Here is a 17516-nt window from a genome sequence, read left to right on the forward strand (position 1 = left end):
GACCGGTGCTGGCGGTGACCGCCACCACCCGGGAGGCCGACGACCTGGCCGCCGCGCTGGGCGGGTTGCTGCCGGCCGAGCAGGTGGTCGTCTTCCCCTCGTGGGAGACGCTGCCGCACGAGCGGCTGTCCCCCCGCTCCGACACTGTCGGCCGGCGGCTGGCCGTGCTGCGCCGGCTGGCGCACCCGGAGGCGAGCGACGCGCACGGCGGCACCGGGCCACTGCGAGTGGTCGTGGCCCCGGTCCGTTCGCTGCTCCAGCCGCAGCTGAAGGGGCTCGGCGATCTGGAGCCGGTGCAGCTCGCCGCCGGCGAGGAGGCGGACCTGGAAGAGGTCGCCCGCCGGCTGATCGACATGGCGTACGCCCGGGTCGACCTGGTCACCAAGCGCGGCGAGTTCGCGGTGCGTGGTGGCATCCTCGACGTCTTCCCGCCCACCGACGAGCACCCGTCCCGGGTCGAGTTCTGGGGCGACGAGGTGGAGGAGATCCGCACCTTCGCCGTCGCCGACCAGCGGACCATCGAGCAGGTACCGCTGCTCTGGGCACCGCCCTGCCGCGAGCTGCTGCTCACCCCGGCCGTCCGCGACCGGGCCGCCGCGCTCGCCGAGCAGCATCCCGAGCTGGCCGAGATCCTCGACAAGCTGGCCGAGGGCATCCCGGTGGAGGGGATGGAGTCGCTGGCCCCGGTGCTGGTCGGCCCCGACTCTCTGGAGCTGCTGCTGGACGCCATGCCGGCCGGCACCCACGTCCTGCTCTGCGACCCGGAGCGGATCCGCACGCGGGCGCACGACCTGGTGCGTACATCGGAGGAGTTCTTGCAGGCCAGCTGGGCCGCCGCCGCGGTCGGCGGCCAGGCCCCGGTGGACGTCGGCGCTGCCGCCTTCCGCACCCTCGGCGAGGTACGCGCCGCCGCGGGCAAGCTCGGTCAGCCGTGGTGGACGCTCTCCCCGTTCGGATTGGTGGAGGGGGAGACCGCCGAGACGAGGCAGCCGTGGGAGGACGCGCCGGAACAGGCCGCCGTCACCCCGGACGACGCCATCGCGGTGACCCTCGCCGCCCAACCGGCGCCGCTCTATCACGGCGAGACCTCGCGGGTGGTGGAGGACCTCAAGCGCTGGGCCGGCGAGGGTTGGTCGATCGCGCTGGTCTTCGAGGGGCACGGTCCCGCCCAGCGGGCGGTGGAGGTGCTGCGCGACGCCGGCCTGGGTGCCCGGTTGACCGAGGAGGTGCCGACCGCGCCCGTCCCCGGCGAGCTGGTGGTCACCTGCGGTGCGCTGAGCAGCGGGTTCGTCGACGAGGCGTCCCGCTTCGTGCTGCTCACCGGCAACGACGTGACCGGCGGTCGGGGCACCTCGACGCGGGACATGCGCAAGATGCCGAGCCGGCGGCGCAACACCATCGACCCGCTGGAGTTGAAGACCGGCGACCACGTGGTGCACGAGCAGCACGGCATCGGCCGCTACGTCGAGCTGGTGCAGCGCACCGTCAACGGTGCCAGCCGGGAATACCTCGTCATCGAGTACGCGGCCAGCAAGCGGGGCCAGCCCGGCGACCGGTTGTTCGTCCCGACCGATCAGCTCGACCAGCTCTCCCGCTACGTGGGCGGCGAGCAGCCGACCCTGCACAAGATGGGCGGCTCGGACTGGCAGAAGTCCAAGGCCCGGGCCCGCAAGGCGGTCCGGGAGATCGCCGCGCAGCTCATCCAGCTCTACGCCGCGCGCAAGGCGTCCAAGGGGCACTCGTTCGGTCCGGACACCCCGTGGCAGCGGGAGCTGGAGGACGCCTTCCCCTGGCAGGAGACGCCGGACCAGCTCGCCGCGATCGACGAGGTCAAGCGGGACATGGAGCAGACCGTCCCGATGGACCGGCTGATCTGCGGTGATGTCGGTTACGGCAAGACCGAGATCGCGGTCCGGGCGGCGTTCAAGGCGGTGCAGGACGGCAAGCAGGTGGCGGTGCTGGTGCCGACCACCCTGCTGGTTCAGCAGCACTACAACACGTTCGCCGAGCGGATGAGCCAGTTCCCGGTCCAGATCCGGCAGCTGTCCCGGTTCCAGACGGCGAAGGAGACCGAGCGCACGATGGAGATGGTCGCCGACGGCACCGTCGACATCGTCATCGGTACGCACCGGCTGTTGCAGACGGCGACCCGCTTCAAGCAGCTGGGTCTGGTGATCGTCGACGAGGAGCAGCGCTTCGGTGTCGAGCACAAGGAGCACCTGAAGACGCTGCGCGCGTCGGTCGACGTGCTCAGCATGTCGGCCACCCCGATCCCGCGCACCCTGGAGATGGCGATCACCGGCATCCGGGAGATGTCCACCATCGCCACCCCGCCGGAGGAGCGGCACCCGGTGCTCACCTTCGTCGGCGCGCAGGACGACCGGCAGGTGGCCGCGTCCATCCACCGCGAGCTGCTCCGCGACGGGCAGGTCTTCTACCTGCACAACCGGGTCGAGTCGATCGACCGGGCGGCACGGCGGCTGCGGGAGCTGGTGCCCGAGGCGCGGGTCGCGGTGGCGCACGGCCAGATGGGCGAGGACGCCCTGGAGAAGGTCATGGTCGGCTTCTGGGAGAAGGAGTTCGACGTCCTGGTCTGCACCACGATCGTCGAGTCGGGCATCGACATCCCGAACGCCAACACGCTGATCGTGGAGCGGGCCGACCTGCTCGGCCTGGCCCAGCTGCACCAGATCAGGGGCCGGGTCGGCCGGGGCCGGGAGCGGGCGTACGCCTACTTCCTCTACCCGCCGGAGAAGCCGCTCACCGAGCACGCCCACGAGCGGTTGGCGACCATCGCCCAGCACACCGAGTTGGGCGCCGGCATGTACGTCGCGATGAAGGACCTGGAGATCCGGGGCGCCGGCAACCTGCTCGGTGGCGAGCAGTCCGGGCACATCGAGGGCGTCGGCTTCGACCTGTACGTGCGGATGGTCGGCGAGGCGGTCTCCGCGTTCAAGGGTGAGCGGCCGGAGGAGGAGACCGACGTCAAGATCGACCTGCCGGTCGACGCGCACCTGCCACACGACTACGTAAGTGTGGAGCGGCTGCGCCTGGAGATGTACCGCAAGCTCGCCGAGGCGCGCGACGAGGAGCGGCTGGGCGAGGTGATCGCCGAGATGACCGACCGGTACGGCGAGCCGCCGGCCCCGGTGCAGAACCTCGTGGAGGTGGCCCGGTTCCGTCTGCTGGCCCGCCGCTACGGCCTGACCGACGTGTCCATGCAGGGCAAGCACGTACGGTTCGGCCCGCTGCCCCTACCGGACTCGAAGCAGATGCGGCTCAAGCGCTACCACCCGGATGCCGTCTACAAGCTGGCCACCGATCAGGTCAGCGTGCCCCGACCGACCACCCGTCGGATCGGTGGCGAGCCGCTGCGTGACCAGGCGCTGCTCCAGTGGTGCGCGCAACTGCTCTCCGATGTGCTCGGTGCTCCCGCTCCACTAGCCGTCGCCGCGAGCGCCTGAGCCGGCAGTGTGCTCTCGACCAGGGGCGGTCAGCCCGCCGACGCCGTCCCTGGTCGTGGCTGAGCGAAGGTGGGGGGTGTCACAACCCGGGGTGACGGCGTGAGAGAGTGACGGCTATGCGTGCTCGCCGTCTTGCCGCCGTCGCCACTGTGGCGCTCGGCCTCGTCGCCCTCTCCGGTTGCCGTGCTGAGCCTGGTATCGCCGCTTACATCGGTGACCAGCGCATCACCGACGTTCAGGTCTCCACCGCGATGAAGGACCTGCGGACGAAGAACCCGGCGCCGGAGTCGTCCGCCAGTGGGCAGCCCGGGGCGTCGCAACCGACCCTGCCCAAGGTGGCCGACGTGGTTCGGACCATGGTGCTGACCAAGGTGTGCGAGAAGCTCTCCGCCGAGAAGAACTACCAGCCGCGCGGCCAGGTGGCTGCCGACCAGGCCGCCCAGCAGCTCGGTCTCGACCCGGAGACCGGGCACGTGCGGGAGGTGGCGAAGCTCTTCACCTGCCTGTCCGGGTTGCCGGCCGAGCCGGTCGAGCCGACCAAGGAGGAGATCGCCGACGTGATCGCCGCCGGTCGTGCGGCCGGCAAGATCCCCGCTGAGGTGACCGATGAGGCCGCCGCCCAGCAGCTCGACGGCGAGCAGCTGCGCGGCGCGCTGGCGACCAAGAGGATCCTGGCCGAGGCCGCCGGTCGCTACGACGTCACTGTCAGCCCTCGGTACCGTCCGCTCGAGTTCCCGCTGCTCAGCTTCGCCGGTGACGCACCCGCGGTGAGCGTGCCGCTGGGTGAGCCGGGCTCCGACGCGGTCACCGACATTTCCACCCCGGAGGGGCCGACCGGGGCGCCGGAGGCCGAGGGCACGGCCAGCTGAGCATGACGGCACGGATCGTCCTCCTGGTCACCTCACCCCGGTTGCCCGCCGGGCTGTTGACGGCTGCGGCCTGGGACGTCGTACGCCAGCACCCGGTGTTGGCCGGCGCGGACAGCGAGTTGACCACTGCCGTTCGCCAGGCGGGCGCCGAGGTCACAGTGGTGGACGGCCCGGCGACGCAGCCGTTGCTGGACGCGGTGGCGACGCACGGCACTGTGGTGTGGCTGGCCGGTCCGGCGGGTGACGAAGCGTTGGCCCGGGAGTTGGGTCTGCGGCTGGCCCGGCAGCCAGGGCTGGCCGAGATGGAGTTGATGTACGGCTCGTGGGATCCGCCGGGTGCCCGGCTGCTCGACGCGGTGGCCGTGCTGGATCGACTGGCCTCTCCGGGTGGTGACCCGTGGAAGCGGGCGCAGACGCACCGCAGCCTCGCCGGTTACCTGCTGGAGGAGAGCTACGAGGCGTACGACGCGATCAGCGCCGACGACACCGACGCGCTGCGCGAGGAGTTGGGCGACGTGTTGTTGCAGGTGGTGCTGCACGCGCGGCTCGCCGAGGAGTTGCCCGAGGACGAGCGGTGGACCATCGACGACGTTGCCGGTGGCCTGGTCGACAAGATGATCCGGCGTAATCCGCACGTCTTCGCCGGTGCCGAGGCGGGCACCCTGGAGGAGATCACCGAGAACTGGGAGCGGATCAAGCGCGCGGAGAAGGCTCGGCACTCGGTGTTGGACGGGGTGGCCCTGAGCCAGCCCGCGCTGGCCCTGGCGACGCAGATCCTGGACCGTGCCGCCCGCAGGGGCGTCGACGTCCCACTCCCGTCGGCCGACGCCGAGGCCGATGCCGATGCCGATGCCGAGGCAAGCCTGGGCGTCGACCTGCTGGCCAGGGTGGCCGCCGCCCGCGAGGCGGGCATCGACCCCGAGGCAGCCCTGCGCCGCACCACCCTCGCCCACGCCGAAGCCATCCGCCAAGCCGAACCCCCCACACCCCCCACCCCCACCCCCGCGCCCGCCAGCCCGCGTTGATCAAGAGGTTTGCGTCAGGATTCGGGTCGAGCCTGACGGAAACCTCTTGATCGACCCGATGGTGCGGGGCGGTGGGCGGAACTGGCGGAGGAGGGTGCGGCGGTCGGTAGGGTGGTGCGGTGGAAGCGTTCGGGGTGCTGGCTGAGCGGGTTGTCGAGGCTTTACTGGAGTCGCGGCCGGGGGTTGCCACCGCCGCGGGTGATCACCGCTTCGACGACCGGCTGCCGGACCTGTCCGCCGACGGGTTGGCCGCCGATCGGGCGATGCTCTTCGACGCGGCCAACGCACTGTCCGAACTGGACCCGGACTCGCTCGACGTCGACGAACAGGTCGACCACGCCCTGCTCACCTCATTCGTGGACCGGGAGCTGTTCGAGCTGACCGAGATCCGCTCGCACGAGTGGGATCCGCTGCGGCACAACCCCGGCCCGCTGCTGCACCCGTTGCTGGCCCGCCCGTACGCCCCCGCTGACGTGCGGCTGACCCAGCTTGCCGGCCGGCTCGCCGCCGTACCGGACGCTCTCGCCACCGCACGCGCGACGCTGCGGGACATGCCACGCATCCACGCGGAGACGGCCGTCGGGCAGTTCACCGGCGCGGCCGCGCTGATCCGCGACGAGCTGCCGGCACTGCTCGCCCAGGCGCCGGGCCACCTCGACCGGGTCGAGCCGGCGGCCACCGCCGCGATCGCCGCGCTGGACGAGTTCGTCGCCTGGCTGCGCACCGGCCTGGCCGCCGATGCCGGCCCCGGCCGTGACCCGCGACTGGGCCGGCGCCGCTGGGAGGCCCGGCTCTGGCACACCCTTGACACCGAGTTGGGCGCCGCCGAGATCCAGCGTCGCGCCTGGGCCAACCTGGACCGCGTCACCGCGGAGATCCGCGAGGCCGCCGTCGAGCTGGTCGGTGGCCCGGCCGACGACGCGACGGTACGTCGGGCGTTGGACCTGCTCGCCGCCGAGCACCCGAACGACGCGACGATCGTCGAGCTGGCCGGGGTGACACTGGACGAGGCGACCGACTTCGTCCGCGCACACGACCTGGTCACAGTGGTCGACGACCGGTGCGTCATCCAGGAGATGCCGGAGTTCGCCAGGGGGGTCGCGGTGGCGTACTGCGACGCGCCCGGCCCGCTGGAGACCGCCGTCGTGCCGACCTTCTACTGCATCGCGCCCACCCCGTCGGACTGGCCCGCGCAGCGGGTCGAGTCGTTCTACCGCGAATACAACGACCACATGATCCGCAACCTGACGGTGCACGAGGCGATGCCGGGGCACTTCCTCCAGCTCGCCCACGCCCGCCGCTACGTCGGTGGGACGCGGGTTCGCGCGCTGGCCGAGTCCGGCCCGTTCATCGAGGGCTGGGCGGTCTACACGGAGGAGATGATGACGGGGCTCGGCTTCGGCGGTCTGCCGGTGCGCTTGCAGCAGCTCAAGATGCAACTGCGGATGACCATCAACGCGTTGCTCGACCAGTTGGTGCACGCCGAGGACCTGCCCGAGGCCGAGGCGATGGCGTTGATGACCGGGCGTGGCTTCCAGGAGGAGGGCGAGGCGGCCGGCAAGTGGCGGCGCGCCCAACTGACCTCCACCCAGCTCTCCACCTATTTCGTCGGGTACAGCGAGGTGGCCGAGATCGCCGCCGCCCGCCCGGACGGGGTGTCGGTCCGCGACTGGCACGACGCGATGCTCGCCCACGACTGCCCGCCCCCGCGCCACCTGCGCACCCTGCTCGGTCTCTGAGGAGAAACGCCGGGCCGCGCGGGTTTCAGCGCCGCCCGGCGGTCACCGTCGCGTCGATCAACCAGGGCGAGCTGGAGTACGCGGGCGGCAGTTGCGCCGGCTCGACCGGTGGGTCGGTCACGAGCCGCCGGGGCGGCGGTCGACGACATCGGCGCCGGTGGGTGGTTCGAACGCGCCCTCGTCGACGGCTGCGGAGTAGTTGCTCATCGCCAGCTCCATCGGCTTGCCGTCGACCGGTCCGGTGAAGCTGCCGAGCACACCCTCGGTGGTCACGCAGGCGGTGAAGTCGCCGGATGACGAGCTCTCCACCGCGACGCAGGCGGCGTGGTGCCCGGCGACCGTGGTGTCACTCTGCTTGATGACCGCCTGTGGGTCGAGCGCGGCGGCGGTGAGCAGCCCGACCACCACTGGCGGCGTGACGAGGCCCTGCTGGTTGGCCTCGCCGAACAGCGTCACAGTGGGCTTGCTGCCGGGGGTGGGCGGGGTGACCAGCGTGCACTGCGGGCGGGCGCCGGTTGTCGTGCACCGGGTGACGGCCTCCGGGGTGACGGTGAGCTGCCCTCCCGGATAGGTGTACGTGGATCGCGCCGGGTCCTGCGCCTGCACGATCGCGGCGCGTTGGCCACCGGGCAACTGGTAGTCGGCCGAGTAGGTCAACTCCAGTGCCCGATCGAGCCGGGCGGCGAGGTCGTTGACGAGTTGCGAGCGGCCCATGGCGACTCCGGCGTCCTCGAATGTCTGACAGCCGGTGACCGTGAGCGACGCGATGACCGACACGGCGAGCATGCGGAGGGTGGTCGAGGCGGCGGGCATGGCGACCAGCCTGGTGGATTCGGTCCGCGCAGCGCAAACCAGTTGCCGGTTGACGCCCGGAAATCCGGGAATGTCCGTCAGTGCGGGGCGACTCGGGTGCGCGGGCGACGCCGTGCCGTTTCCCGTGGCCCGATACGCTGCGTTCAACACCTGCCTCAGCCGCACCGTCGCGGCCCACCCACGGACCGGATCACAACAACGAGGAGCGACTTAGTGGCAACCATCGAGGGAATCGTCGCCCGGGAGATTCTCGACTCGCGGGGCAACCCCACGGTCGAGGTCGAGGTCGGCCTGGACGACGGCACGGTGGCTCGCGCCGCGGTGCCCTCCGGCGCGTCCACCGGCGCGTTCGAGGCGATCGAGCTGCGCGACGGTGACGCCGACCGCTACCAGGGCAAGGGCGTGGAGAAGGCGGTCTCCAACGTCGAAGACAAGATCGTCGACCAGATCATCGGGTACGAGGCCAGCGAGCAGCGGCTGATCGACCAGAAGATGCTCGACATCGACGGCACCGACAGCAAGTCGGAGCTGGGCGCGAACGCCATCCTGGGGGTCTCCCTGGCGGTGGCGAAGGCCGCTGCCGGCAGCGCCGAGCTGAGCCTCTTCCGCTACCTGGGCGGCCCGAACGCGCACCTCCTGCCCGTGCCGATGATGAACATCCTCAACGGTGGCGCGCACGCCGACTCGAACGTCGACATCCAGGAATTCATGATCGCGCCGATCGGCGCGCCCACCTTCCGGGAGGCGCTGCGCTCGGGCGCGGAGGTCTACCACGCGCTCAAGTCGGTGCTGAAGAAGAAGGGCCTGTCGACGGGCCTCGGTGACGAGGGTGGCTTCGCGCCGAACCTGCCGACCAACGCGGCGGCCCTGGACCTGATCGCCGAGGCGGTCGAGAAGGCCGGCTACCGGCTCGGCACCGACATCGTGTTCGCGCTCGACGTGGCGGCCACGGAGTTCTTCGACAACGGCACCTACACCTTCGAGGGTGCCGCGAAGTCCGCCGAGGACATGAGCACCTACTACACCAAGCTGGCCGACGAGTACCCGATCGTGTCGATCGAGGACCCGCTGGCCGAGGACGACTGGAGCGGCTGGCAGACGCTGACCGCCTCGATCGGCGACCGGGTGCAGATCGTCGGTGACGACCTGTTCGTCACCAACCCGCAGCGCATCGCCCGGGGCATCGCGGAGAAGTCCGCGAACGCGGTCCTCGTCAAGGTCAACCAGATCGGCTCGCTGACCGAGACCCTGGACGCGGTGGACCTGGCCCACCGGGCCGGCTTCAAGTGCATGATGAGCCACCGCTCCGGCGAGACCGAGGACACCACCATCGCCGACCTGGCGGTGGCCACCGGCTGCGGCCAGATCAAGACCGGCGCCCCGGCCCGCTCGGACCGTGTCGCCAAGTACAACCAGCTGCTCCGGATCGAGGAGGAGCTGGCCGACGCGGCGCGCTACGCCGGCGCTGGCGCGTTCCCGCGCTACCGTTCGGCCTGAGACGCACGAAGCCTCGGGGGAGGGGTGTGACGATGCAGCAGCGCCGCACACCGGGTGGTCAGCGTCCCGCCCGCCGGCCGGGTCAGTCCGGTCGGCCGGGCGGTGGGCGTGCCACGCGGGGATCGGTCCGGGAGGCCGGCGTACGCGCCGAGCCGCGCGCCGCCGGTCGTGCGCCGGGTGCTGCCCGTGGCGCCGACGGGGTGCGCTCCGCGAATCGTCCCGCCGCCGCTCGGCGTACCGCTGCCGCTGGTTCGGTGAAGCGTCTCGCCGCACCCCACCCCCGTCGCTTCACCGGCCGGGCCACAGTGCTGTTCGCGGTCCTGATCGCGCTCGCTCTGGCCTACACCTATCCGGTCCGGGTCTACCTGGACCAGCAGGCCGACATCGAGCGGATGGAGGCGGCCCAGGCGGTGCAGGAGCGCGAGATCGCCAAGCTCGCCGCCGAGGCGGCCAACTGGAAAGACGACGAGTACATCAAGACGCAGGCTCGTGAGCGGTTCTTCATGGGCGAGCCGGGCGAGAAGATAATGGTGGTCCTGCACGACCCGGAGGGCGCGGCGCGGGACGCCGGGAAGTCGGCCGGTGCGGCCCCGCCAGCCGGGCCGGTGACCTGGTACGACACGCTCTGGTCGAGCGTGCGGGCGGCGGACAGCCAGCAGCCGGGCCAGTGATCCACCGACCAGCACACCAGGAAAGATGGGCACCGTGACTGTCGTACCACCGTCGGAGCCGGCTGCGGATTCCGTTCCCCTGCCGCAGCGCGAGCCGGCCACCGAGGCCGACCTGGCCGCGGTGGCCGCGCAGCTCGGCCGGACGCCCCGGGGCACCCGCGCGGTGGCCCACCGGTGCCCGTGTGGCCTTCCCGACGTGGTGGAGACGACCCCCCGCCTCGCTGACGGCACCCCGTTTCCGACGCTCTACTACCTGACCTGCCCCCGGGCCACCGCCGCGTGCAGCCGACTGGAGTCGGCGGGGCTGATGAAGGAGATGGCGGACCGGCTGACGACGGATCCGGAGTTGGCCGCCCACTACCGGGCGGCGCACGAGGACTACCTCACCCGCCGGGAGGCGATCGGCGAGGTGCCGGAGATCGCCGGCATCTCGGCCGGTGGGATGCCGGGCCGGGTGAAGTGTCTGCACGTGCACCTGGGTCACGCGTTGGGTGCTGGCCCCGGAGTGAACCCGTTCGGCGACGAGACGTTGGAGCTGGTCGAGCCCTGGTGGTCGGCGGGGCCGTGCGTGGACGTGCCGGCGGCGGAATGAGCACGCAGGCCGCGGATCAGATCACGGTACGGCGGGCCCGCACCGGGGACGTGCGGGGCATCCGACGTCTCGTCGACACCTACACCGACGACCGGCGGCTGCTGAGCAAGGCCACCGTCACCCTCTTCGAGCAGGTGCAGGAGTTCCGGGTCGCGGTCCGGGCCGAGGACGACGTGGTGGTGGGCTGCGGCGCGCTGCACGTCATGTGGGAGGACCTGGCCGAGATCCGCACGGTGGCGGTCGACCCGTCCTGTCGGGGCCGGAGCATCGGTCACCGGCTGGTCGGTGAGCTGATCGACGCGGCCCGCGAGCTGGGCGTGGCGCGGATCTTCGTGCTCACCTTCGAGACCCGGTTCTTCGGCTCGTTCGGTTTCCGCGAGATCGACGGCGCTCCGGTGCCGCAACCGGTCTACGAGCAGTTGCTGCGCTCGTACGACGAGGGTGTCGCGGAGTTCCTGGACCTGGAGCGGGTCAAGCCGAACACGCTGGGCAACACCCGGATGCTGCTGCGCCTGTAGGTCAGGCTTTGCGGGGGTGGGCGGCGAAGAACTCCCACATCAGGTCCGTGGCGGACAGCCCGGCGGAGGATGCGGCGAGTTGGCCCGATGTCGCTCCCGGCCAACTGTGACCCATGTCGGCGATCGTGTAGACGCTGACCTCGCTGCCGTCCGCGCAGCCCGCCACCGTGTGCGTCACCCCCGGCACCCCGGACGCCTTCGGGCTCGGCCGGCAGTTGAGCCTCTGCTGCCAGGTCTGCAGGCCGGCCTGGAAGGTCGAGGCGTAGCGGTCCTGGCCGCCGATGAAGGTGATCACGGAGACCGGGCTCTTCGGCACGTAACTGTCGGCGGTGGTCAGGTTTCCGCTGTATCCACCGCTGACCACCCCGATCGCGGCGAACGTGCCGGTGCTCTCCACCGCAGCCCGGAAGCTCATGTCGCCGCCGTTCGAGATGCCGGTGAGGAACACCCGGTTCGGGTCCGCGTGCCAGGTCTGCACCAGATGGTCGGTGAGGGCCTTGAGGAAGCCGACGTCGTCCTCGCTTCCGCAGCAGATCAGCGCGTTGAAGCCGCCGCCCCGCCCGTCGGGGTAGGCGACCAGCACGTTGTCAGTGTCGGCTCTGGCGTCCAGGCCCGCCAGCTCCCGCATCGACGATCCAAGGCCGGGATAGAAGTGCAGCGCGATGACCAGCGCGGAGGGCCTGCCCGGGTCGTACCCCGGTGGCGCGTGCAGCAGGTAGGTGCGGTCGAGTCCGTTGTGCCGCAGGGTGAGCTGGTGGTCACCGGCCGCCGGTCGCTCGCTCGACGCGGACGGTGAGGATGGTGGGGCCGACGAGGGCTGCCCCCGCTCACCACAAGCTGCGGCGACGATCATCAGGCAGAGCCCCGTTAACACCGCCAGTGCTCGCCGCACGCCGGCCACCCCCCGTCGACCTCGCGGTCCACACTGGAGAGCGCTCGGCCGCGGATCAACCCTTTCGGTCCTGGCCGAAGGCAGGCAGGCTGTTGCCATGCTTCGACTCCGGCTCGGGTCGGCCGACCTGTGCCGGGTGCGGTTCGCCGATCGGCTGCATCCGGTCGGGATCGCGCTGCTGGCTGGTCAGTGGCTGCGCGATCCCACTGTCGCGGCGATGGCGCCGACCCTGGCCGCGCGGGTGGCGGCGGCCGAGGGCACAGCTGCCGCCCAGGCTGCCACCGCAGTCCTGCGGCATCTGCTGCCCGACCGGGGACGTCTACCGGACTTCGTCACTCCCTTCGACGGCCTGGAGTCGGTGGAGGCGGGGCTGGAGGCGATCCGGGCCACCCCGGCGCGGCGGGTCCGCGCCGAGGTCACCCTCGCGTACGCGGATACGTCGGCCAGCCCACTGCGGCGACGGTTCGCGGCGGCCGACCCGGAGGTGCTGAACCTGTTCGGCGGGGCCGTGCGGACCTGGTTCGACGCGGTACTCGAACCGCACTGGGCCGAGCTGGTGTCCGCGTACCGTCAGCAGGTGACATCCGCCAGCCAGCGGCTGGCGCAGCATGGCCTGGCCAGCCTCTTCGCCGGTCTGCACCCGGGGATCCGGTGGCGGGAGCCCGTGCTGGAGGTACGGACGTGGTGGGACGGCGATCTTCCCGGCACCGGCCACGGGATCATCCTGCTGCCCTCACCGTTGGCCGGGCCGCGGCCCCGGGTGCTCGTCGAGCAGGGTTACCCGATCCTGCTCGTCTACCCGGTGGTCATGCCCGCGCGCGGGGCTCCCGCCGCCGACGATGCCCTCGGTCGGCTGCTCGGCGTCACCCGGGCGCTGGTGCTGCGCCGACTGGCGACCGACGGGGGTTTGACCACCACCGTGTTGTCCCGGGCGGTCGGGATCAGTCTCTCCTCGGCCTCGGAGCACGCCCGCGCGCTGCGGACCGCCGGTCTGGTGACCAGTGAGCGGGAGGGCGGGGCCGTCCGACACCACCTGACCTCCCTCGGTCTGGGGTTGCTGCGGGGCCCGTCGGGCGACCCGGGCGAGTCGTGGCCCACCGCCGACCAACCCCCCGGGTGGCCGCCCGTCCTGCCGTAAGGTTGCTGCCGTGACGACGCGTGTGGCGGCCATCGACTGCGGGACCAACTCGATCCGACTGCTGGTCGCCGACCTGCCCGACGCCTCGGCCGGGCCGCAGGCACCGCTGGTCGACCTGACCCGGCGGATGGAGATCGTCCGGTTGGGGCAGGGCGTGGACCGCACCGGCCGACTGGCGCCGGAGGCGATCGAGCGGACCAGGGTGGCGTTGGCGTCGTACGCCGCGGACATCGAGAAGCTGGGCGCGCAGCGGGTGCGGATGTGTGCCACCTCGGCCTCCCGCGACGCCGCCAACGCCGCCGACTTCACCGAGATGGTGCGGGCCACTCTCGGTGTCGCGCCCGAGGTGGTCAGCGGCGACGAGGAGGCCCGGCTGTCGTTCACCGGCGCGGTGCGCGGGCTGCCCGCCGACGCGAAGGAGCCGTTCCTGGTCGTCGACATCGGTGGTGGTTCCACCGAGTTCGTTGTCGGTGACCGGGCCGCCGGAGTGCGGTCGGCGATCTCGGTGGACATCGGCTGCGTCCGGATGACCGAGCGGCACCTGCCCGGTGACCCGCCGACGCCCGAGCAGGTCGCGGCAGCGCAGGCCGACATCGCCGCGGTGGTGGACCGGGCGCTCGCCGTGGTGCCCGGTCGCGAGGCGGCCACCCTGGTCGGCCTCGCCGGGTCGGTCACCACTGTCGTCGCGCTCGCGCAGGGCCTGCGGGAGTACGACCCGGAGCGCATCCACCACGCCCGGGTGTCGTACGAGGAGGTCGCCCGGGTGACCGCAGAGCTGCTCGGTCAGACCCGTGCGCAGCGGTTGGCGAACCCGGTGATGCACCCGGGCCGCGCCGACGTGATCGGTGCCGGGGCGCTGGTGCTACGCGTGATCATGGAGCAGGCCGGGATGCCGTCGGTGGTCGCCTCGGAGCACGACATCCTGGACGGCATCGCCTGGAGCCTCCAGCCAGCCACACCGCGCTAACGGTTTGATCAACTCGCCTTCATTGAAAACGCGGTGTCCGAGCGCCTCGGATGACCCGACTTCCTGAAGACCGAGTCGATCATTGTCGCGCGGGTCTCGCGCCCCGGCCGGCGTGTCGGGGCGGATTCGTTGACGCTACTGCGCATTGCGCACTACTGTGCAATGCGTGGACACCACACAGTTGTTGAAGGGCGTGCTTGATCTGGCCGTCCTGGCCGTGCTCCGAGAGGAGGACGGTTACGGCTACGACATCCTGCGCCGGCTGCGCGAGGCCGGCCTGGAGGAGGTCGGTGACGCCTCGGTCTACGGGACGCTGCGCCGCCTCTTCGCCGCCGGCCTGCTCACCACCTACGTCGTGCCGAGCGAATCCGGCCCGCACCGCAAGTACTACTCACTCAACGCGGCGGGGCGTGACCAGCTGACCCGCTCCGGCAAGCTCTGGCGCTCGTTCGCCACCACAATGGACACCTTGCTCGACGATCGGGGGTTGGCGGCATGACCGTCGCGGAGCAGGAGATCACCGACTACGTGGCGCGGGTCCGGGCCGCTTTGGCCGACCTGCCGTCCGGGCAACGCGACGAGCTGACCGAGGATCTCGCCGACCACCTCACCGAGGTCGCCGCCGAGTCCGAGGGCACCCTGGTCGAGCGGTTGGGCGAGCCCGAGACGTACGCCGCCGAGCTGCGCGCCGCGGCCGGCGCGGCACCGGGCAGCGGGCGCAACCTCGACCAGCGGGTGGCGAGCGCGATGGCCCGGGTCCGCGGCCGGCTGCGCACCGTTGACACCCGGCTCGGCCCACCCCTGGGGTACGAGACGGCCAGCGAGTTCCTCCGACTGTTGCGCCCGGCCTGGTGGGTGCTGCGCGGCTATCTGGCGGCGATGCTGGTCACGGTGATCACCACCGGTGGCGAGTTCGGGCTCCTGCCGAGGTTCGGCGGTGAGCTGCTGGCTGGCCTGATCATGCTGATCGGCTTCGTGCTCGGCTCCATCTGGATCGGTCGTAGTTCGGCCCAGCTGACCCGCTGGCCGCGCTCGGCCGTGCAGGTCGCCAGCGTGGTGCTGGTGGTCTTCGCGTTCGCCGCGCTGATCCAGGCCGAGGACCGGATGCGTTACGGCGACTACGGCTACGACCCGACCGCTGTCGACAGCCAGTACGACCGGGTCCGGGACGTCTTCGTCTACGACAGCGAGGGCCGACTGGTGGAGAACGCCCGGCTCTTCGACCAGAACGGCAATCCGATCCGGCTCGGCTACCCGGACTGCCTGGGAGGCGCCTACGTGAACCAGGCGCTGCGGGCGTACCCGTACTGTCCGGAGCAGGCGCCCTTCGTGCCACGTGCGCCGGGCGCGCCTCTCCCGGCCGTGTCACCGGCAACCACGCCGGACCCGAGCGGCACGGTGGACCCGACCAGCCCACCGGAGCCGGGCGGCACGCCGGAGCCGGGCGACACGGCCGGGCAGACCGGGCCACCGCTGGGGACCGGTACGGCCACCGGCGTGCCGTCGAGCGAAACGCCAACCCCCACCCCGACGAGCTGAACCACGGTGTGAACTGGATCATGCGGGTGATGCTGGGAAATGGCTGAACGGACGAGGCGAGCGGGACGGCACCGGAAATCAATGATCGTTACGGTGTCGTCTGCTCATCAACCCCTCGGAAGGAACCCCCGTGCCAGAGCAGGTCGCACCGCCCCCCGCGCCCGACGCCGCAAACCCTGAGTCGGTCGTCGAGACGCCGCAAGCGGCCGCGCCGCAGCCTGCCGTGCCCCAGCAGCGGTCGGTCGAGCCGGAGCCGGCCGCCGCGACGCCTGTCGCCGCCGAGGCGCCGCAAGCCGCCGAGACGCCCCAGCCGGCCGGGACGCCCCAGACCCCCGAGACGCCCCAGACCCCCGGGACGCCCCAGACCCCCGGGACGCCTCAGACCCCCGAGACGCCGCAAGAGGCCGGCACGCCGGGGACCGGGACGCCGCAAGCCGCCGAGACTCAGGCGGCCGAGACGTCGCAGGCGACCGAGCCGAAGGCGGAGAAGTCCGGTGCGAAGAAGGTCCTCGGCATCGTCGGCGCGATCCTCGTCGTCGTCGTCATCGCCGGCCTGAAGTTCGGTGTCGCCTCGGCGATCGGCAACTTCTTCAACAAGGACGCGACGGCGGACGCCAAGACCGGCGACTGCATCGCCGAGCTGCCCGAGGTCACCGGCACCGAGCAGGAGGAGGTCGACGGCGCCAAGGTCGTGGCGTGCACCTCCACCGACGCGGCGTACAACGTGGTCGGTCGGGTGGACGGCCAGAGCGAGGCGCAGGCGAAGGCCGACACCACCTGCACCCAGTTCTTCAAGGAGGGCCAGGAGGGGTACATCTTCTCCAGCATCGAGCCGGGCAAGACGGGCTACGTGCTCTGCCTGACCAAGAAGGTCTGACCACAGCGGTAGCTGGACATCGACGGCGGCGGGGGCAGACCCCGCCGCCGTCGGCGTACCCCGAGCCACCGGGGGGCGAACAGGAGGTGAATGCCACTGTTCCGGCGTCTTCCCGAGGGCCGCGTGGCGTGGCAGGCTACCGGCACGTAGGACCACTGGGCGACCAGCCAACGATGACTGACCGCTAGGAGGACGGCCCATGGGCGAAATGGTGAGCTACCGCAGCAACGGGGGCGCGAGCGAGGGGTATCTCGCGATACCCGCCAGCGGCACGGCCAGCCCCGCCGTCATCGTCATTCAGGAATGGTGGGGTCTGGTCCCGCACATCCGGTCGGTGGCGGACCGGTTCGCCGAGGCCGGTTTCGTCGCCCTCGCCCCGGACTTCTACCACGGTGAGACGACCAGCGAGCCGGACGAGGCGCAGCGGCTCCTGCTGGCTATGCGGATGGACGAGGCGGCGAAGGACATCGCCGGAGCGGCCGACTATCTGGCCGGGCGGCCCGAGGTCACCGGTAAGGTCGGTGCCGTGGGCTTCTGCGCTGGTGGCAGCCTGGCCCTCTGGTCGGCGACCATCTCCGAGCGGATCGTCGCGACCGCCGGTTTCTATCCCGTGCTGCCGTGGGAGTCGATGCGTCCCGACTGGGCCGACTACGCCGGCAAGGCGGCTGTCATCCACTGCTCCGAAGAAGACGGCACCTCGGCCGCCGAGGGCGTGCAGACCGCCCGGCGGGCCATCGAGGAGGCCGGCGGCGACTGCCACCTCTACGACTACCCGGGCACCTCGCACGCCTTCTTCAACGACGACCGGCCGGAGGCGTTCGACCAGCGCGCCGCTGCCAGCGCCTGGGCCCGCACCCTGGAACTCTTCCGGGCCAAGCTTGGCTGAGACGCGTACCCCCGCACAGGTGGTCGCCC

At 71.6% G+C, this 17516-nt stretch carries 16 protein-coding genes; 14 read left to right on the top strand and 2 right to left on the bottom strand.

What is annotated here, in order from left to right:
- From mfd to AB0B48_RS24165, 4 genes are all read left to right on the top strand, one after another.
- The coding region (gene mfd / locus AB0B48_RS24150; RefSeq protein WP_357205173.1) for a transcription-repair coupling factor at positions 1-3464 on the top strand (3464 nt) is incomplete at its 5' end.
- 116 nt (positions 3465-3580) lie between these two features.
- Positions 3581-4333 (top strand): hypothetical protein, encoded by a 753-nt coding sequence (locus AB0B48_RS24155; RefSeq protein ID WP_357205176.1) that lies wholly within the window; start codon positions 3581-3583, stop codon positions 4331-4333.
- Between the two features lie 2 nt (positions 4334-4335).
- The gene (locus AB0B48_RS24160; RefSeq protein WP_357205179.1) at positions 4336-5358 is read left to right on the top strand and encodes a nucleoside triphosphate pyrophosphohydrolase; all 1023 of its coding nucleotides are present in this window, start codon (positions 4336-4338) and stop codon (positions 5356-5358) included.
- A 119-nt stretch (positions 5359-5477) separates the two neighbouring features.
- Positions 5478-7097 (top strand): DUF885 domain-containing protein, encoded by a 1620-nt coding sequence (locus AB0B48_RS24165; protein ID WP_357205182.1) that lies wholly within the window; start codon positions 5478-5480, stop codon positions 7095-7097.
- A 117-nt stretch (positions 7098-7214) separates the two neighbouring features.
- Here the strand turns inward: AB0B48_RS24165 and AB0B48_RS24170 are convergent, their stop codons facing one another.
- The gene (locus tag AB0B48_RS24170; RefSeq protein WP_357205185.1) at positions 7215-7910 is read right to left on the bottom strand and encodes a hypothetical protein; all 696 of its coding nucleotides are present in this window, start codon (positions 7908-7910) and stop codon (positions 7215-7217) included.
- A gap of 213 nt (positions 7911-8123) precedes the next feature.
- On the opposite strand from AB0B48_RS24170, the gene eno reads away from it, so the two are divergent.
- The 4 genes from eno to AB0B48_RS24190 are packed head-to-tail and all read left to right on the top strand — an operon-like array spanning position 8124 to position 11188.
- Positions 8124-9407, top strand: a complete 1284-nt coding sequence (gene eno, locus AB0B48_RS24175) for a phosphopyruvate hydratase (RefSeq protein ID WP_269681111.1) — start codon at positions 8124-8126, stop codon at positions 9405-9407.
- A gap of 32 nt (positions 9408-9439) precedes the next feature.
- Entirely contained in the window at positions 9440-10078 is a 639-nt protein-coding gene (locus tag AB0B48_RS24180) for a septum formation initiator family protein (RefSeq protein WP_357205209.1), read from the top strand.
- Between the two features lie 34 nt (positions 10079-10112).
- Positions 10113-10670: a DUF501 domain-containing protein gene (locus AB0B48_RS24185; protein WP_124861646.1), complete on the top strand. Its 558-nt coding sequence runs from the start codon at positions 10113-10115 to the stop codon at positions 10668-10670.
- The gene (locus AB0B48_RS24190) at positions 10667-11188 is read left to right on the top strand and encodes an amino-acid N-acetyltransferase (RefSeq protein WP_357205190.1); all 522 of its coding nucleotides are present in this window, start codon (positions 10667-10669) and stop codon (positions 11186-11188) included. Before AB0B48_RS24185 ends, AB0B48_RS24190 begins: the two co-directional genes overlap by 4 nt.
- A gap of 1 nt (position 11189) precedes the next feature.
- Here the strand turns inward: AB0B48_RS24190 and AB0B48_RS24195 are convergent, their stop codons facing one another.
- Positions 11190-12041, bottom strand: coding sequence for a PHB depolymerase family esterase (locus AB0B48_RS24195; protein WP_357205193.1), 852 nt, complete (start codon positions 12039-12041; stop codon positions 11190-11192).
- A 136-nt stretch (positions 12042-12177) separates the two neighbouring features.
- Here AB0B48_RS24195 and AB0B48_RS24200 point away from each other — a divergent pair, with 136 nt between their 5' ends.
- The 6 genes from AB0B48_RS24200 (at position 12178) to AB0B48_RS24225 (ending at position 17487) form a co-directional block, all read left to right on the top strand.
- The gene (locus AB0B48_RS24200; protein WP_357205196.1) at positions 12178-13218 is read left to right on the top strand and encodes a helix-turn-helix domain-containing protein; all 1041 of its coding nucleotides are present in this window, start codon (positions 12178-12180) and stop codon (positions 13216-13218) included.
- 22 nt (positions 13219-13240) lie between these two features.
- Positions 13241-14185, top strand: a complete 945-nt coding sequence (locus AB0B48_RS24205) for a Ppx/GppA phosphatase family protein (RefSeq protein ID WP_357205212.1) — start codon at positions 13241-13243, stop codon at positions 14183-14185.
- Between the two features lie 166 nt (positions 14186-14351).
- A complete protein-coding gene (locus AB0B48_RS24210) occupies positions 14352-14684 on the top strand; it encodes a PadR family transcriptional regulator (RefSeq protein WP_088986312.1) in 333 nt (110 codons plus the stop codon).
- Positions 14681-15724, top strand: coding sequence for a hypothetical protein (locus AB0B48_RS24215; protein ID WP_357205200.1), 1044 nt, complete (start codon positions 14681-14683; stop codon positions 15722-15724). Before AB0B48_RS24210 ends, AB0B48_RS24215 begins: the two co-directional genes overlap by 4 nt.
- Before the next feature lie 130 nt (positions 15725-15854).
- Positions 15855-16601 (top strand): hypothetical protein, encoded by a 747-nt coding sequence (locus AB0B48_RS24220; protein ID WP_357205203.1) that lies wholly within the window; start codon positions 15855-15857, stop codon positions 16599-16601.
- A gap of 199 nt (positions 16602-16800) precedes the next feature.
- Positions 16801-17487 carry a dienelactone hydrolase family protein gene (locus AB0B48_RS24225; protein WP_357205206.1) on the top strand — a complete coding sequence of 229 codons (687 nt, stop codon included), beginning with the start codon at positions 16801-16803 and terminating at the stop codon, positions 17485-17487.
- Positions 17488-17516: the final 29 nt, after the last annotated feature.

The organism is Micromonospora sp. NPDC049089 (assembly GCF_040648775.1).
Classification (GTDB): Bacteria; Actinomycetota; Actinomycetes; order Mycobacteriales; family Micromonosporaceae; genus Micromonospora.

What these genes read in the sequence shown, in the direction of transcription:
- AB0B48_RS24155 (WP_357205176.1), top strand. Translation starts at nt 3,581, where the DNA reads ATGCGTGCTCGCCGTCTTGCCGCCGTCGCCACTGTGGCGCTCGGCCTC.
- AB0B48_RS24160 (WP_357205179.1), top strand. Translation starts at nt 4,336, where the DNA reads ATGACGGCACGGATCGTCCTCCTGGTCACCTCACCCCGGTTGCCCGCC.
- AB0B48_RS24170 (WP_357205185.1), bottom strand. Translation starts at nt 7,910, where the DNA reads ATGCCCGCCGCCTCGACCACCCTCCGCATGCTCGCCGTGTCGGTCATC.
- AB0B48_RS24180 (WP_357205209.1), top strand. Translation starts at nt 9,440, where the DNA reads ATGCAGCAGCGCCGCACACCGGGTGGTCAGCGTCCCGCCCGCCGGCCG.
- AB0B48_RS24190 (WP_357205190.1), top strand. Translation starts at nt 10,667, where the DNA reads ATGAGCACGCAGGCCGCGGATCAGATCACGGTACGGCGGGCCCGCACC.
- AB0B48_RS24195 (WP_357205193.1), bottom strand. Translation starts at nt 12,041, where the DNA reads ATGATCGTCGCCGCAGCTTGTGGTGAGCGGGGGCAGCCCTCGTCGGCC.
- AB0B48_RS24200 (WP_357205196.1), top strand. Translation starts at nt 12,178, where the DNA reads ATGCTTCGACTCCGGCTCGGGTCGGCCGACCTGTGCCGGGTGCGGTTC.
- AB0B48_RS24215 (WP_357205200.1), top strand. Translation starts at nt 14,681, where the DNA reads ATGACCGTCGCGGAGCAGGAGATCACCGACTACGTGGCGCGGGTCCGG.
- AB0B48_RS24225 (WP_357205206.1), top strand. Translation starts at nt 16,801, where the DNA reads ATGGGCGAAATGGTGAGCTACCGCAGCAACGGGGGCGCGAGCGAGGGG.